We start from the raw sequence: 16,759 nt of genomic DNA on the forward strand, positions 1-16,759 counted from the left end.
TCGCGCCTTTTCCTTTTACCGCATTAACTGACCAGGTAACCACCATCAACATTGATGCAGGCACCAGTGGTATAGCTGGATGCATTCGATGCGAGGTACAAGACCGTGCCTGCCATTTCATCAGGTTCGGCAATGCGCTTCATGGGTATGCGAGTCAATGCTCTTTCGAGGATGACAGGATTGTGAAACAGGGCCGAGGCAAACTTGGTGTCGGTCGCGCCTGGCAGCAAGGCATTCACACGCACGCCCATGGCCGCACATTCCAGCGCGAAGGATTTGGTCATGGCGATGACTGCTGCCTTGGTGATGGAGTAAATTCCCTGCATGGCACCTGGCACTACGCCGTTGACAGAAGCCACGTTGATGATGCTGCCTCCACCGTTTTTTGCCATCAGCTTGGCACCGGCTGAAGACATTAAGAAATAGCCGCGTATGTTAACATCGACTGTCTTCTGGAATGCGCTGACATCGGTCTCGGTGATATGCCCGAAATGCGGGTTGGTAGCGGCATTGTTGACCAGAATATCCAGCTTGCCATGAGTGGCTGTAATGTCAGCAAACAGGGCATCAATCTGCGCCATTTCACCGATATGGCAGGCACGTGCTTCGGCCTTGCCACCGGCTGCAATAATCGCAGCCACCACGGCTTCGCAAGCCTCCGCCTTGCGGCTGCTCACGATGACGTAGGCACCATTGGCCGCCAGGGTTTTGGCGACGGCTTCGCCTATGCCACGGCTGGCACCGGTGACCAGTGCGACCTTGTCAGTCAAATCAAACATTGCTGTCATCTCTAGTCTCTCTTGTCTTTTTAGTTTCTTACACGTAGGTAATTATTTTTGGATTATTCAATACTTCAAGATGCGAAAAGTTGTTCAGGTAAGCCAGCGCAGGACGCAATACGCCATCTGCTGTTGGCTGCAAATGAAAGCGCGTGACCGCGCTATTCACCAATGACCAGTTGAGTTCAGCAAAGCGCAGATCAGGGAAACCCAGCACATGCTGGCATAAGGCCGAGATCGTGCCGCCAGAAGTGAACACGACAATGTTCTTTGCATCATCCGCAATTGCCAGTTGTTTGTGCATGGCAGTAACGCAACGCTCGCGAAACGCATTCCAGCTTTCCACATACTCGGCATCATGCTCTCCTGACATCCAGCGGCTGATGGCTTGGGCAAAAATATCCTGGAAGGCTTGCTTGCCATTCGGCGTATTCATGAGGAAATGCTTGACGGCTGCGGGGTCATCAAAAGCTGGGACATGCCGCGCCAGGACTTCATGATGGTTATATTCGTTAAACCCCGCATCGGAATGCCATGTAGACATATCCAACGCATCAACATCTTGTTGCAGCATTGCGGACAGACAGGCTTGCGCGGTTTGTTGATGGCGTTTCAGTGCACCAGTAACGACGCGAGATACCTGCATGTCGCGCGCAGCCCACCAGTCTCCTAGATGTCGCGCCTGCTGCTCACCCAGTTCAGACAATTGATCATAGTTCTGGCTACCGAATGAAGCCTGCCCGTGTCTGACCAAATATAAAGCTGCCATTACTTCCTCAATCAATAAACTTCAATAAAACAATGAACAAAGTGTATGCCCGCGCCTATAATTGATCAAATGAATAGTTATTATCTGAATTAATTAATATCATGCATTTATCCCGCGTTGATTTGAACCTGTTCACTGTCTTTGTCGCCATCTATACCGAAGGCAGCGTAACGCGTGCCAGCCAACAGTTGAACCTGACCCAGCCAGCCATCAGCCATGCCTTGAACCGCCTGCGACAATTGTTCAATGACCCGCTGTTTGTGCGACAGGGCCAGGCCATGGTATCGACGCCACTGGCGCGCAGCATCATAGAGCCGGTGCGACAAGCCCTGCGCGGGCTGGAAGTAACGCTGAACGAGAACGACAAGTTTGACCCGGCACTTGCTAGCAAACAGTTCAACCTGGCTTTGCGCGATGTATTGGAATCCACTGCCCTGCCGCCATTAATGGAAAGCATCACGCGACAGGCACCACAAATCAACTTGGCAGCAATACAGGTGGAAAGACGGGAACTGGTCAGTGAACTGGCGGCGGGTAGCCTGGATCTGGCGATTGATATGCTCTTGCCACTGCCAAATGAGATACACCGCCAAAAGGTAGTACAAGGCAATACCGTCGTGCTTGCAAGGCGCGATCATCCCGTCATACAGGGCAAGCTGGATCTGGACATGTATATGCAGGCAGAACACATACTCGCCAGCTCACGTCGCAAGGGTATGGGTCTGGAAGATTTTGAACTGAGCCGCCTGGGCTTGCAAAGACGCATACGCCTGCGCTGCCAGCATTATTTCGCCGCTTGCCGGGTAGTCAGCCAGACAGATTTACTACTGACCATGCCAGAAGGTTATGCGCGCATTGCGAATGAACAATTCGACAATCAGATATTGCCGCTACCAGCAGCCATGCCCTCATGGGATGTGTATTTGTACTGGCATCAGAATGTGGAAAATGATCCCGCTAATCGCTGGCTAAGGCAGCAAGTAATAGAGGCGTTTCAAGATCAGACGGTGTGATATTGCCAAGTGGCGCAAAGACATCAAGCTGGTTTGATCCAGTCTCAAGCGCTGTGATTTATTTGCCAGCCTTAGGCTCGTCTGGCAGCAGGCAAGCGTCGATAATTTGCAAATCATTATCTTTAGCAAAACTGACGACAAAATGATAAGCCAGCGGCTCGATTTCGCGTATGGCTTCATTCACCACGACAGAACGCACACCATTCAAGAAGATGGGACGGACATAAGGTGAATACTGCAAATGTGAATTTCTGCCACCGTCAGGGCTGAAACAGGACATGGCTCCGCACAGGCGCTCTGCCCAATCGCTGGGGCGAAATTGTTTTCCATCACTGGTAATACCCTGGATGAAAAATTCGCGGACTTGTTGCGTTTCTTTGGAATCGGCCATGTGCTCGGCTTGCTGAGGCAAGAGTGAATTAAGCTTAACATCATTATGTGACACCAAGCTTTCAATATACTTCCATATTATATCTTATAGAAGACTTGAATCAAAACTGGCATCACTGATATATCTGACTTTGATGCATAGCATGCGATCTTACTCAGTTACTTATTGAGCCACTATAGTGCATTTTGTAAGGTAGTAAAGAAAAGTGAGGGCAAGGTTTTGCTTGGTTGATAAGCTCAATGCCTGTCAGGACATATATAGGTGATGAAGGAATCTGGAGTCTTATCAAAGAATTTATGTGCCAACGATCTTCAAACATTCCATAATTGAATGCAAGGAATATGTATCACTCTACAATTTCAAAGCGACTGAAGATTATCCTCCAGATTAAAGCCCATCCATCAAGAAGCCTCAAACTGCACACTCATGATCCCCTATTTCACAAAAGAACAAGTCAGCACAGCCCTGCCCTATGCAAAACTGATACCGGCTTTACAGCGAGCATTTACTGAAGAAATGATCGCTCCCAAGCGACATGCGCATACCGTGTCAGAAGCTGACAGTTCCAGCCTGTTGCTGATGCCGGTCTGGCAGCCGCAAGGGCATCTGGGCGTGAAACTGGTGACGGTCACACCCAAGAATACAGATGTGCCAACTGTGCATGCAATCTTTGTCTTATTTGATACCAAGACAGGCGCGCCACTGGCCTTGATGGACGGCGAAGAGTTGACTTTGCGACGTACTGCAGCGGCCTCTGCTCTTGCATCATCCTACGCTTCACGTAGCGATGCACGGCACCTCCTGTTAGTGGGAAATGGCAGCCTGGCACCGCACATAGCAATTGCACATTGCCAGACCAGGGCGATTACCGACATCAGTATCTGGGGCAGATCGGCAGAGAAGTCAGAAGCGGTGGCACGAGTGATACGGGAGCATGCAGAATTTCCGGCACATATCAGATTACATGTTGTTGAAGACCTGGCAATTGCTTGCTATGCCGCCGACATCATTTGCTGCGCGACCACCAGCAAGACACCAGTTGTGTTGGGTGATTATGTCAAAGCGGGGACACATCTTGATCTGGTTGGTGGATTCAAACCGGATATGCGTGAAGTAGATGATGCTTTGATGAGCAAGGTTACGGTGTTTGTCGATACTTATGCAGGTGCCTTGGTAGAGGCTGGGGACATTACGCAGACGCTGGCAAATGGCAGCTTATCGAAGTCAGCGATTGTTGCCGAACTGGCTGAGCTGTGCGCTGGTCAACATGCTGGGCGCAAGAGTGATGCAGAGATAACGGTGTTTAAGTCGGTGGGGACGGCAATTGAGGATTTGTGTGCGGCCAATTTGGTGTGGTCGAGACAATATTGAGGCTGGGCTAGGCCTCGTAGGTTGGGCAACGCTTCATCTGCCCAACACTGTGCATCAATAAACGTATACGTCATTTAAACGCCGAGTGTTGGGCTGATAAAACGTAGCGTAGCGACGCCCGGCCCAACCTACGAGATAATATACATTCTACAAAGCCATGGACCTTGCTAAACCCGATTTTAGTTCTTAGGAAACCCACCCAACAAAGCCGCCCTTTTTTGTGGCTTGGCTGGTGTACTTGCGTTCGATGGTGACGCCATTGAAGTTGTCGTATTGTTGCTGGCAGAACTCGCACCAGAACTAGGCTCGTAAGGCTTGAGGAACCAGGGATCGACTTTTTCTTTCGGTGGCTGATAGCTGCGTGCCGGGCGTTCGCTTCTTTCACCACGGTCAGCACGATCGGCGCGGTCACGGACAGGACGCTCGCCTTGTTCACTACGTTCACGCGGTGCACGGTGCTCAGACTGATGCACGGATGTCGCTACAAAACCGGCCAGATTCAGGCGCACGATTTTTTGCTTGATCATTTTTTCTATGTCGATCAGCAAACGTTCATCCTGATCAGTATGCAAGGAAATTGCATCACCCTTGGCACCAGCGCGACCAGTACGGCCTATGCGGTGAACATAGTCTTCGGCGTTATACGGCAAATCAAAATTGATGACGCAAGGCAGTTCAGCTATATCGAGACCACGTGCAGCCACGTCAGTCGCCACCAGCACTTCAACTTCGCCCTGCTTGAAGGCTTCAAGAGCGGCCATGCGTTCTTGCTGTGACTTGTCACCATGGATGGCAGATGCTTTTACACCCTGCTTGACCAGATGCACAGCCAGGCGCGAAGCACCTATCTTGGTGTTGGAAAACACGATGACTTGCTTCAAACCGCGCTCACGGATGATGAAGGACACTGCATCGCGTTTTTCTTCCGTCGATACCTTGTACAAAATCTGTGTGACATTATCAGCGGTGGCATTGCTGCGTGCCACTTCTATGGTTTGCGGATTAGTCAGGAAACTGGCTGCAAGCTTTTTGATCTCTTGCGAGAAAGTCGCAGAGAACATCAGGTTCTGGCGCTTCTTCGGCAACAGGTTGATGATACGCTGCAAATCAGGCAAGAAACCCATGTCCAGCATGCGGTCTGCTTCATCCATGACCAGGATCTGGACCTGCGACAGGTTGACAGTTTTTTGCTGTACATGGTCGAGCAAACGGCCAGGCGTGGCAATCACAATCTCTACACCGCTGCGCAAGATTGCCGTCTGCGGTGCCATGTCCATGCCACCAAATACGACGGTAGAGCGCAAAGGTGTGTGACGGGAATAGGCTTTGACGTTTTCTGCAACCTGGTCAGCCAGCTCACGTGTCGGCGTAAGGATCAGCGCACGTACAGGGTGGCGGGCCGGCGAAGCACTGGTGCTTGCATGGGCCAGCAACAACTGGATGATAGGCAGAGAAAAACCTGCAGTCTTGCCGGTGCCGGTCTGGGCTGCGCCCATGACATCACGGCCTTGCAAGACTACCGGGATAGCCTGTTCCTGAATGGGAGTTGGATGCACATAACCCTGATCTGTCAGGGCACGCAAGATTTCCGGCGCCAGGCCGAAATCGGCAAACTTCACGTCTGGTGTCGTTTGCTCAGTGGTAGGTATAGCTGGGGACTTGATATCAGTCATGGTAATTGGTGGGCCTCCCGTGAGTCGAACACGGTACCAACGGATTATGAGTCCGCTGCTCTAACCAACATGAGCTAGAGGCCCAATTCTTTCTGCAAGCTCTGCCTGCTTTAATCTGAGGATAATCCAGGATTGGACAAATACTTCAGGTTTGCAGGAAAAGCCCGATGCTGCCACCTGCAAAATATTGTGCCGAAATACTATACAACTCAGCACAATATCAATTGAATGGGCACCGAAAAAACCGACGCCCATTGTACAACATTAATTACCTTCCAGGAAGCTCTTCAGCTTATCAGAACGTGAAGGATGACGTAATTTACGCAAAGCCTTGGCTTCTATCTGACGAATACGCTCCCTGGTCACGTCGAATTGCTTGCCAACTTCTTCCAAAGTATGGTCGGTCGACATCTCTACACCAAAGCGCATGCGCAATACTTTTGCTTCACGCGGAGTCAGGGAATCGAGTACATCCTTGACCACATTGCGCATGGAGGCGTGCAGAGCAGCATCAGCCGGTGCCAGCGTGTGATTGTCTTCGATGAAGTCGCCCAGATGAGAATCATCATCGTCGCCTATCGGTGTTTCCATGGAAATCGGCTCTTTCGCAATCTTCATGATCTTGCGAATTTTATCTTCCGGCATTTCCATCTTGATCGCCAGCGTTGCCGGATCAGGCTCTACACCTGTCTCTTGCAAAATCTGACGGGAGATACGATTCATTTTATTAATCGTTTCTATCATATGCACAGGAATACGAATAGTGCGCGCCTGATCGGCGATAGAACGGGTAATGGCCTGGCGTATCCACCATGTTGCATAGGTCGAGAATTTATAACCGCGACGATATTCAAACTTGTCCACGGCCTTCATCAAACCGATATTACCTTCCTGGATGAGATCCAGGAATTGCAAGCCACGGTTGGTGTATTTCTTGGCGATGGAAATCACCAGACGCAAGTTGGCCTCGGTCATTTCACGCTTGGCTTTGCGTGCCTTCATTTCACCGGCAGACATCTTTTTATTGATGTTGCGCAGATCTGGCAAAGGCAAGACGACTCGTGACTGCAGGTCGATCAGTTTTTGCTGCAACTGTTGCACTGAAGGGATGTTACGGCCCAACACAGCGCTGTAGGAATGACCGGAATTCACTTCGCCTTCAACCCAGCTCAGATTGGTTTCATTGCCAGGGAATACCTTGATGAAGTGGGAGCGCGGCATACCGCAACGATTGACCACAACTTCCAGTATCTGCTTTTCTACATGGCGCACTTCGTCAACCTGGCCACGCAGGGTGTCGCACAGTTTTTCAACCACTTTTGCAGTAAAGCGTATGCCCAGCAATTCACCGGAAATCGCTTCCTGTGCCTTGACATAAGTCTTGGAGTTGTAGCCCTCTTTTTCATAGGACTTGCGCATCTTGTCAAAATTCGTCGAAATGATTTCGAATTTTGCCAAAGCGTCACGCTTCAATTGCTCGAGTTGTTCAGCAGAGATTGCAGCTGCGCCTGCGGCACCGCCGTCATCGTCTTCTTCTTCCTCTTCTTCTTCCTCTTCTTCTTCGTCTTCTTCAGACGGTTCTTCAACCACCACGACGGCTACCGGTGCAGCATGTTCATCTGCATTCGGGTCAACCAGGCCATCGACGATTTCATCAATCTTGATTTCATCAGCGGCGATACGCTCAGCCGCAGCCAGGATTTCTGCAATCGTGGTTGGACAGGCAGAGATCGCCTGTATCATGTCTTTCAGGCCTTCTTCGATTTTCTTCGCAATGACGATTTCGCCTTCGCGCGTCAGCAACTCAACCGAACCCATTTCACGCATATACATGCGCACTGGGTCAGTGGTGCGACCAAAATCGGAGTCAACTGTGGACAGTGCAGCTTCAGCAGCAGCTTCAACTTCATCATCATCGGTCGTGACAGTGACGACGTTATCCGACAACAACAGGGTTTCAGCATCAGGTGCCTGCTCGTAGACGGCCACGCCCATGTCGTTGAAAGTACCGATGATGCCTTCGATGGCTTCAGGGTCAACAACGTTTTCTGGCAAGTGATCGTTAATTTCTGCGAACGTCAGGTAGCCACGATCCTTACCCAGTTTGATCAGGGTTTTAAGTTTCTGGCGGCGACGTTCGAGTTCTTCTTCTGTCGCTTCAGGATCAGAAGAGAAAGCATCTTTCAGCAAAGCCTTTTCTTTGGCTTTGCGGTCTTTTGCCTTGGCCTTGTCGATGGCTTTCATCTCGGCGCGCTCTACTGCATTGAGTGCCGCGATTTCTTCATTTTCAGGCTGGTATTCTTTTGGCTTGCGACCACGGCGACCAGGCACCTTCACCCCAGGCAATACATAGCCGGAAGTGTCGATTGCGGCGAGCACCGCAGCATCGGTCGTCTGGCTTACGGTAGGCGCAGAACCGGTTTTGATTTCCTGCACCTCTGGTGCAGCTTTCGCTGAATTCTTGGTTGGCTTAGTCACTGTCTTTGAATCGGTTTTGTTAATTGTCACAGAAGCTTTCGATGATACGGATACTGGTTCTGGCCGGGCTGCAGATGCACTCCTGGTTTTTCCACTGAGCTGGGATTCGGCCGCTTCTGCTGGCTGATTCCCTTTTTTTGCCGGTGGTGTCGCATTCTTGCCGCTCACTTCCTTACCAGCCGTTTTTGTCGCAGACGCGGATACTGCATCCTTGTCTTTGGCTTTTGTTGCCGCTTTCAATATTGCTTTACTTGTTGCCTGTTTCACCTGGACTGTCTCGGCTGCAAGTGATGCCTTTATCACTTTAGGCGCTTTAACGTCTTTCGCAACCCCTTTTTGTTCCGCCGTTTTGCCTGTTTTATCTATGCTAACGGCCTTACTACCCGTACTCCGTGCAACAGCTTGCGCAGCTGTTTTTGCCTTGGTACCGGCACTTGCAACGGTTTTTACCGATGTGCTCGTCGCAGTGGCGGGCGCTTTCTTGGGCGCGGTTGCCACGGCTTTTGTTACCGTAGTGGACTTCAGGGTTTTCGCGGGTTTCTTCATTGCGCTAGCCATTGAATCAAACCATCCGGAACTGAGGAAGTCGCCTGTTGGTACATCACAAAAAAGAAAATGCGCTGCCAGCAGATCTGTTGATCGGCATCGCAGAGCAAAATCTGGTTTGTTGCAGACTTCCCGAGTCTCAGCGCCAGTGTTTTGGGTTACTCGGAGGAGCATTACGCTCACCTAAACAACACATTCTGTGCAAATGCAAAAAGCTTCGCCCAGAATGAAACAACCTAAGACCTTGAATCGAAAGCCTTTAATTATACCATGCGAACGTACTTTACTCCAGTCAAAGACTGTGCATATATCAACTAAGTGGATAAAAAATAGGCAGACACTGAAGAAAAAAGAGGCAAAAAACCAACTTCACTTAAAATAAAGTCATCATATTATTTAGTAAAATACAAATAATTTGACGAGTATCCTGCTTTCATTATGTGAAATATAGCCAAAACGGGAAATAACAAGGGCTGAGTACCCAAACCCACACCATCAATCGAGGGTCAGGCAAACCATGAACAAAAGGACAACCTCACCTTATAAGGCAGCCCGGCACAAGGATTGCCATTAATTTAACGCGCCGCAGCCTCAGCAGCAGCCTGCTTCCTGAGCTGGTCTTGCAATTGCGTGATTTCGCGGTAGCGGGCGATGTCCTCTGGATCACGCAAACCACGCGCTGCCAAGCCTTCCATCTCCAGCTTCAACACCTGGTGCCGCATTTGGCGCAAAGCACCGGCCAATTCCAATCTGACAATATCGATATCTGTTTCGGCCTGTTCAGCCATCTCGGCGATCAGCGCATCAAAATCAGAACCCAGGGAGCGCAATTGCTCAGCCAATGCAGCAAACTGGGCATTTTCACCCATGCTTTGCGCAGTGAATACCAGGCTGCGCAACATATTGGCCCCATCGGGAGCCAGCGCGGCAGCATCTGCCAGCACGCTTTCGTCAAGCATCATCGCCAATGAAGGATGGGCGACCAGGATGCGCATGATCTGCAGTTCCAGTCCGACCGGCGCATTGCGCTTGCTCTTGGGTGGTGCCAGCTTGATGCGCGCCACTGGTTGACTGAGTTCAAACATGGTTTCAATCTCAGCCGGGCTGGTTTGAGTGACCTGCGCCAGATTGCGCACCAGTTGCAAGCGCATGCCAGACGATTCCATTGCCTGCAACAAGGGCTTGGCATCAAACTGGGTACGGGCGCGCCCTTCTGCTGTCGTCAAATCATTGTCGCCTATCATTTCGCGCATGAAGAATTGCGACAGCGGCATGGCATCGCGCACTTCCTGCTCAAAGGCATCCGTACCAAATTCACGGATATAACTATCGGGGTCATGCTCTTTGGGCAAGAACAGGAACTTGATAACCTTGTCATCATTGGCATGCGGCAGGCAGGCATCCAGTGCACGCCTGGCAGCGCGGCGCCCGGCACTGTCGCCATCAAAACTGAAAATCACATGGTCAGTCTGACGCAAGAGTTTTTGCACATGGGTAGGCGTGCATGCCGTACCAAGAGTTGCCACTGCTTGCGGGAAACCCATTTGCGCCAGCGCCACCACATCCATATAACCCTCGGTGACAAGCACATAACCTGCTTCACGGATAGCCTGGCGCGCCTCAAACAGACCATATAATTCCAGGCCTTTTTGGAACAGCGGGGTTTCTGGCGAGTTCAGGTATTTGGGCTCGCCCTGCTCCATGATACGTCCACCAAAACCAATGATCTGGCCCTTGGTATTACGGATCGGGAACATGACGCGGTCGCGGAAGCGATCATAGCGTTTGCGGCCACCACCCTCTTCTTCACTTTTATCAATGACCAAACCGGCTTCGACCAGGGCAGGCACATTGTAGTCAGAGAAGACGCTGCGCAAACCATCCCAGGCATCTGGCGAAAAACCAAGACCAAAGCGCGCCGCTATTTCGCCAGTCAAGCCACGTTTTTTCAAATAAGCGATGGCTTGTGGCGCAGTACGCAATTGCTGCTTGTAGTATTCACCTGCCTTGGTCATGACTTCTGACAAGGCCAGGCTTTTTGCCGTGACTTCTGCGCGCTGCGCGGGCAAGAGCCGGTCTTCTTCCGGCACGATCATGCCATTGTTTTGCGCCAGATCGCGTATGGCATCAACATAGCTGAGACCAGAATACTCCATCAGGAAGCCGATGGAACTGCCATGCGCACCACAGCCAAAACAATGATAAAACTGCTTGGTAGGGCTGACGGTAAAACTTGGGGATTTTTCGTTATGGAAGGGGCACAAACCCATGTAGTTTGCGCCACCTTTTTTGAGCTGCACGTATTTACCCACCACGTCGACAATGTCAACGCGGGCCAGTAAATCCTGTATAAAACTTTGTGGTATCAAAGCAGGACGCCAGCAAAAGGATAAAACAAAAGTCTACGGCGAATTATTTGGACAATGCCGCCTTGACCAGACCAGAGACCTTGCCCATATCGGCACGGCCAGCCAGCTTTGCCTTCAATACATCAATTACTTTACGCATGTCTTGCGGACCCGCAGCACCAGTTTCTGCCACGGCAGCAGCCACGGCCGCCTGCACCTCCTCATCCGACATCGCGGCTGGCATGTAGACAGACAAGACTGCCAGTTCAGCTTTTTCTATATCAGCCAGATCCTGGCGACCACCCGCTTCAAACTGGGTGATGGAATCTTTACGTTGCTTGAGCATTTTTTCTATGATGACCAATACCATGCCATCGTCCAGCTCTACGCGCTCATCTACTTCTTTTTGCTTCATGGCAGCCGTCAGCAAGCGGATGGTACCCAGCTTGATTGCTTCTTTGGCGCGCATGGCAGCCTTCATGTCATCGGTGATCTGTTCTTTCAAACCCATAGCTTACCCCTGAAATTATTCAAATGAATTCCGCACAAATTTGCACGAAAATCTGACATCGATCTCGCACCTCAATATTGGCGCACGCAATCTGACGCATACAATGCTGGCAACAAAGACAACAAAGCCCGCTGCGGCTGACCGGAGCGGGCATGCAAACCTAAGCTTTAATGAACTACCCGCGATGCACCCGACAAATTGCCGGACACAATAGCTGGATTAGTACATCTTCTTAGGCAATTGCTGACTACGAATACGTTTGTAGTGACGCTTAACAGCTGCAGCCAACTTGCGTTTGCGTTCTGCTGTTGGCTTCTCGTAGAACTCGCGAGCGCGCAATTCGGTCAACAGACCGGTCTTTTCGATAGTGCGCTTGAAGCGGCGCATGGCAACTTCGAACGGCTCGTTTTCTTTAAGGCGAATTGTGGTCATGTAAGTTCAAACCATGGAAAGATTTATAGGAAGACCGAGATATTAACAGGAAAATTAAATTAATGGAAGGAAGATGATTAAATCTTGCGCAAAAACCTGCGCAAGGCAAAACAAGATCATCAAATTCTCGCCCACATTTAGCTGGAAATTTCGATATTTACAGGGGTATGTGCCTGAATATCATTCATTACAGAGTAAAAAACGAGATGCAATTCAACATACTGCTACCGGGTATTATAACAGGCAAAAATACAACGCTCTTACAACACTGCTCTTACGACAATTTATATCGCCAATCCAGCGGCTGTACCCGAGGCCCAGGCCCACTGGAAATTATAGCCACCCAGCCAGCCCGTCACATCGACTGCCTCGCCGATAAAATACAGGCCAGGTACTTTATTGGCCATCATGCTTTGCTGGGACAACTCACGCGTATCCACACCGCCACGGGTGACTTCAGCCTTGCGGTAACCTTCAGAACCATTCGGGATCAGTTCCCATCTATTCAATTTCTCACCCAGCAGGCGCAAGCGCTTGTCCTGCATATCAGCCACTCTGGCATCGCCCGCAAAACCATGGGCCGTCAGCAAGCCATCAACCAAGCGCGCTGGCAGGTATTGCGATAAATGATTTGCAAGATTCTTTTTTATTGTCGATTTATTGCCGACCAGGTCTTCTGCCACATCTACATCTGGCAAGAGATTGATGCGTATGGCCTTGCCCGATTCCCAAAAACTGGAAATCTGCAATACCGCCGGACCAGACAAGCCACGGTGGGTGAACAGCAAGTCTTCACGGAATACTGTGCGGGATTTTTTCTCACCCGTCTCAATATCCACTTCCAGAGAAATGCCAGACAAGGGCACGAAAGGCTCCCAAGCCTTGGCATCGAAAGTCAAAGGCACGAGAGCAGGACGTGGTTCTATGATTTTCAAGCCAAACTGGCGCGCCACTTTATGGGCAAAGTCAGTCGCGCCTATCTTTGGGATGGACAAGCCACCACAGGCTATTACCACTTGCGCAGCGCGAATGACACCGACGCTGGTTTGCAAGAGAAAACCATCCGACTCCTGCCTTTGCACATCATCGACCTTGCATCCCATGCGCCAGTCCACCTTGCCAGCATCACATTCAGCCTTGAGCATGCGAATGATGTCCTCTGCACTGTCATCACAAAACAATTGCCCTTTATGCTTCTCATGCCAGGCAATATGGTAACGCTTCATCAGGGATAGAAAATCTTGCGGCGTATAACGCGACAAGGCACTTTTACAAAAATGCGGGTTCTCAGAAAGGAAATTGTTCGGACCTGCATGCAGGTTGGTAAAATTACATCGTCCGCCACCCGAGATACGGATTTTTTCTGCCAGACGGGTGGCATGATCGATCAATACCACGCGCTTGCCACGCTGGCTTGCGACTGCCGCACACATCATCCCGGCAGCGCCTGCGCCTATCACGGCAAGATCAAATTGATTACTCATGGTATTTACTTTCGGTACTTTCAAAAATTCAGGCGAGATTGTAGCTCACAGCAAGCGAATCTGAATGCAGTTGTGGGGAAGACGCCATCCTTGAAGCATCAGACTTAGATCAGTGAAAATCTCTGCCAGACAAATAGACGGGGGCATAATGGCAAACAAGAAACTCTCTGCCCAATCAAGCAATCAACTTTACTGAAGATCTTTAAGGTAAGCGCAGAACATATCAGCCATAGCATCAGCATAGGTTTTGATCTCTGTCTGGGTACGGCTTGTGCCGGAAAAACTGCTGCCCACCGAACTCAGCGTAGTAGTGATCAAGTCGCCAGCAAGTATGCGCGTAACCGCAGGCGCCTCAGGCAACACTTCTTCCATAAATAAGTCAATAGTCCGGTCTGCTGAGGCCCGTATCTCCTGAGCCTCGGGCGCATCGCGATAGAGAGGTGCTGCATCACTGAGCGCCAGTCGCGTTTCAGCCTCCTCACATTCTGAGCGGATGAAAGCGTGAACCAGTATGCGCAAGCGCTCAAGTGGCGGCTTGCTGACATCTTCAAGAATGCGACGCAACATCTCAGTAGTCTGTTGCCACTCGTCGGTCTGCAGCCGAAACAGGATAGCTGCCTTGTTCGGGAAATATTGATAAACCGAACCTATGCTGACCCCGGCCTTCTCTGCCACTCTCGCCGTCGTAAACCTGGTCACCCCTTCTTGCGCCAACACCTGAACAGCAGCCTGCAGGATTGCTGTTACCAGTCCGGTTGAGCGGACCTGTTGTGGTTGCTTGCGAGTGGAAACCTGGGGGCGACGGCGAGCGGTCATAGTGAAATAAACAGTAGCAAGCAAACAATGGAACAGCTAATCCATGCTGTCGTAATACGATGAATTCGTCACATCTTAACTCAAGCTGGTTCATCCCTCAATCAGGTAGCAATCACCGCAAACATGGCAATGAAAACATTTTTACGCTGAGCCAAAACCTGAGCTTTAATCTGATGAAATACCCTTCAGTACCTCAGTTGCACTGGCCTGTTGCGGGAATTTCCATGGGCAATCAAGGACTTACCCAAAAGCGCAGGCCTATGCAAAACGCGAGGTCCAATGCGATTAGCCAACGCGAATAATTGTCCGTATCATTTTCCATCAATGCGACGAATTAGTCGCGTTTTATTTGCAACCATCTGCATGGCAGGTGGCACTCACATCTGGCACTTAATTTCGAATCGAAAACATCCATGACAACAACACTTAATTCCACCACGCTGGCAGTCTTGCTTGAACGCCTGTTCAGGCAAGCAGAAGCTGCGACGAGCCCGGTAATCGCCAGCATCTCCCACGAAGAGCGCGAGCGCCTGATGCACAGCAAGACCGAATATCTGGATTTTTACAGTTTGCTGAAGGACCTCTGGCTGCCAGTCTCACGCGAGACTGGCGTGCTGCTCTACATGCTGGCGCGCAGCAGCAATGCACGACACATTGTTGAATTTGGCACCTCATTCGGCATTTCCACCCTGCACCTGGCTGCAGCATTGCGGGATAACGGCGGCGGTCGCCTGATCAGCAGTGAGTTTGAACCATCGAAGGTGGTACAGGCACGCAAACATCTGGACGAAGGTGGCCTGGCTGATCTGGTTGAGATACGCGAAGGCGATGCACTTAAGACGCTGGCGCTTGATCTTCCCGAGTCTGTCGACCTGTTACTACTCGATGGTGCCAAGGCACTATATATCGACGTACTAAAGCTGGTTGAAAGCCGCTTGCGCCCCGGCGCGCTGATCGTTGCTGACAACGCAGACTACAGTCCAGATTACCTGGCACATATACGAGCACCCGGTAGCGGCTATCTGTCTCTGCCGTTTGGCGGAGATGTAGAGGTATCAATGTGGCTGGGCTGAATCCGCATTAAATATTCACACTAACATTCACACAAACATTCAATAAATTTAAGGAAACATAAAATGCACGTATTTGTCACTGGAGCTACTGGCTGGGTAGGCTTTGCCGTTGTTCAAGAACTGATAGACGCAGGCCACCTGGTGACCGGGCTTGCCCGCTCTGCTGAAAAAACGGCAACGCTCGCAGCAACTGGCGCGAAAGTCTTGCTCGCCAGGCTGGAAGATCTTGATGCACTGCGCACAGCTGCCGATCAAGCCGATGCCGTCATTCACACCGCTTTCAATCATGACTTTTCAAGATTCATCGAAAATTGCGAACAAGACCGTCGTGTAATCGAGGTGCTGGGAAGCGCTCTGGAAGGATCTGACCGTCCATTGCTCGTGACCTCGGGCCTGCTGGGAATGGCACGCGGTGCAAGCGAGCTGGATCTGCCCAATCCAGGTTCACCACGCAAATCAGAACCAACCGCCCGGGCTCTGGCTAAACGCGGTATACGTGCAGCGACAGTCCGGTTGGCGCCATCGGTTCACGGCCATGGCGATTATGGTTTCGTTCCGCTCCTGATACGCCTGGCAAAGGAAAAGGGTGTCTCAGCTTATCTTGGTGATGGCCAGAATTGTTGGTCTGGCGTGCACCGGCAAGATGCTGCGTGCGTCTACCGCCTCGCGCTGGAACAGGGGGTGACCGAATCGGTCTACCATGCAATCGCTGATGAGAGCATTCCCTTCAAAACGATAGCCGAAATCATAGGCCGCCACCTGGGCTTGCCAGTTGAATCACGGGAAGCGGATCACTTTGGCTGGTTCGCCAAAATGGCGAGTGCTGACATGGCAGCCTCCAGTTTGCGGACCAGAGAACTGCTAGGCTGGAAACCTGAAGGGCCGTCTCTATTCACAGACCTGGATCAAGCTGCTTATTACGCTGATTGACCTCGCATGTAACTCAACAACAATTTCAATATTTCCTTGGTATGCCGACATGTAAGGCTGCCAAGGTTTTTTGAACTGATTAGGACTTACGCAAAATTGTCCCAGCAAGGCGTCATCGACGAAGACAGTACTTTAGTACCGAATT

At 50.8% G+C, this 16,759-nt stretch carries 14 protein-coding genes and 1 tRNA gene; 4 read left to right on the forward strand and 11 right to left on the reverse strand.

From position 1 onward, the window contains the following. Positions 1 to 23: 23 nt before the first annotated feature. Positions 24 to 788, reverse strand: coding sequence for an SDR family oxidoreductase (locus ACO0LD_RS24230; protein ID WP_423010747.1), 765 nt, complete (start codon positions 786 to 788; stop codon positions 24 to 26). A 28-nt stretch (positions 789 to 816) separates the two neighbouring features. Continuing rightward, a complete protein-coding gene (locus tag ACO0LD_RS24235; RefSeq protein WP_423010748.1) occupies positions 817 to 1,548 on the reverse strand; it encodes a histidine phosphatase family protein in 732 nt (243 codons plus the stop codon). A 101-nt stretch (positions 1,549 to 1,649) separates the two neighbouring features. Between ACO0LD_RS24235 and ACO0LD_RS24240 the strand changes: the two genes are divergently transcribed. Continuing rightward, positions 1,650 to 2,561: a LysR family transcriptional regulator gene (locus ACO0LD_RS24240; protein WP_423010749.1), complete on the forward strand. Its 912-nt coding sequence runs from the start codon at positions 1,650 to 1,652 to the stop codon at positions 2,559 to 2,561. A 58-nt stretch (positions 2,562 to 2,619) separates the two neighbouring features. Here ACO0LD_RS24240 and ACO0LD_RS24245 read toward each other — a convergent pair whose 3' ends face one another. Further along, the gene (locus ACO0LD_RS24245) at positions 2,620 to 2,952 is read right to left on the reverse strand and encodes a DUF3579 domain-containing protein (protein WP_423010750.1); all 333 of its coding nucleotides are present in this window, start codon (positions 2,950 to 2,952) and stop codon (positions 2,620 to 2,622) included. 426 nt (positions 2,953 to 3,378) lie between these two features. Between ACO0LD_RS24245 and ACO0LD_RS24250 the strand changes: the two genes are divergently transcribed. Next, entirely contained in the window at positions 3,379 to 4,323 is a 945-nt protein-coding gene (locus tag ACO0LD_RS24250; RefSeq protein WP_423010752.1) for an ornithine cyclodeaminase family protein, read from the forward strand. A gap of 179 nt (positions 4,324 to 4,502) precedes the next feature. Here the strand turns inward: ACO0LD_RS24250 and ACO0LD_RS24255 are convergent, their stop codons facing one another. From ACO0LD_RS24255 to ACO0LD_RS24290, 8 genes are all read right to left on the reverse strand, one after another. Next, on the reverse strand, positions 4,503 to 5,996 hold the full coding sequence (locus ACO0LD_RS24255; RefSeq protein WP_423010754.1) for a DEAD/DEAH box helicase: 1,494 nt from the start codon (positions 5,994 to 5,996) through the stop codon (positions 4,503 to 4,505). Positions 5,997 to 6,002: 6 nt separating this feature from the next. Next, positions 6,003 to 6,080 (reverse strand) — tRNA-Ile (locus tag ACO0LD_RS24260). Positions 6,081 to 6,260: 180 nt separating this feature from the next. Next, entirely contained in the window at positions 6,261 to 9,020 is a 2,760-nt protein-coding gene (gene rpoD / locus ACO0LD_RS24265; protein WP_423010756.1) for an RNA polymerase sigma factor RpoD, read from the reverse strand. A 575-nt stretch (positions 9,021 to 9,595) separates the two neighbouring features. Then, complete coding sequence (gene dnaG, locus ACO0LD_RS24270; protein WP_423010758.1) at positions 9,596 to 11,389, reverse strand: DNA primase; 1,794 nt, start codon at positions 11,387 to 11,389, stop codon at positions 9,596 to 9,598. A gap of 43 nt (positions 11,390 to 11,432) precedes the next feature. After that, positions 11,433 to 11,879, reverse strand: coding sequence for a GatB/YqeY domain-containing protein (locus ACO0LD_RS24275; protein WP_423010760.1), 447 nt, complete (start codon positions 11,877 to 11,879; stop codon positions 11,433 to 11,435). 219 nt (positions 11,880 to 12,098) lie between these two features. Next, positions 12,099 to 12,311, reverse strand: coding sequence for a 30S ribosomal protein S21 (gene rpsU / locus ACO0LD_RS24280; RefSeq protein ID WP_005877634.1), 213 nt, complete (start codon positions 12,309 to 12,311; stop codon positions 12,099 to 12,101). A gap of 284 nt (positions 12,312 to 12,595) precedes the next feature. Beyond that, positions 12,596 to 13,795 carry an NAD(P)/FAD-dependent oxidoreductase gene (locus tag ACO0LD_RS24285; RefSeq protein ID WP_423010762.1) on the reverse strand — a complete coding sequence of 400 codons (1,200 nt, stop codon included), beginning with the start codon at positions 13,793 to 13,795 and terminating at the stop codon, positions 12,596 to 12,598. 189 nt (positions 13,796 to 13,984) lie between these two features. Then, a complete protein-coding gene (locus ACO0LD_RS24290) occupies positions 13,985 to 14,611 on the reverse strand; it encodes a TetR family transcriptional regulator (protein ID WP_423010764.1) in 627 nt (208 codons plus the stop codon). A gap of 413 nt (positions 14,612 to 15,024) precedes the next feature. Between ACO0LD_RS24290 and ACO0LD_RS24295 the strand changes: the two genes are divergently transcribed. Then, positions 15,025 to 15,684: an O-methyltransferase gene (locus ACO0LD_RS24295; RefSeq protein ID WP_423010766.1), complete on the forward strand. Its 660-nt coding sequence runs from the start codon at positions 15,025 to 15,027 to the stop codon at positions 15,682 to 15,684. A gap of 63 nt (positions 15,685 to 15,747) precedes the next feature. Next, on the forward strand, positions 15,748 to 16,614 hold the full coding sequence (locus ACO0LD_RS24300; RefSeq protein ID WP_423010768.1) for an SDR family oxidoreductase: 867 nt from the start codon (positions 15,748 to 15,750) through the stop codon (positions 16,612 to 16,614). Positions 16,615 to 16,759: the final 145 nt, after the last annotated feature.

This window comes from Undibacterium sp. Ji83W (assembly GCF_049340385.1).
Lineage (GTDB): Bacteria > Pseudomonadota > Gammaproteobacteria > Burkholderiales > Burkholderiaceae_D > Undibacterium.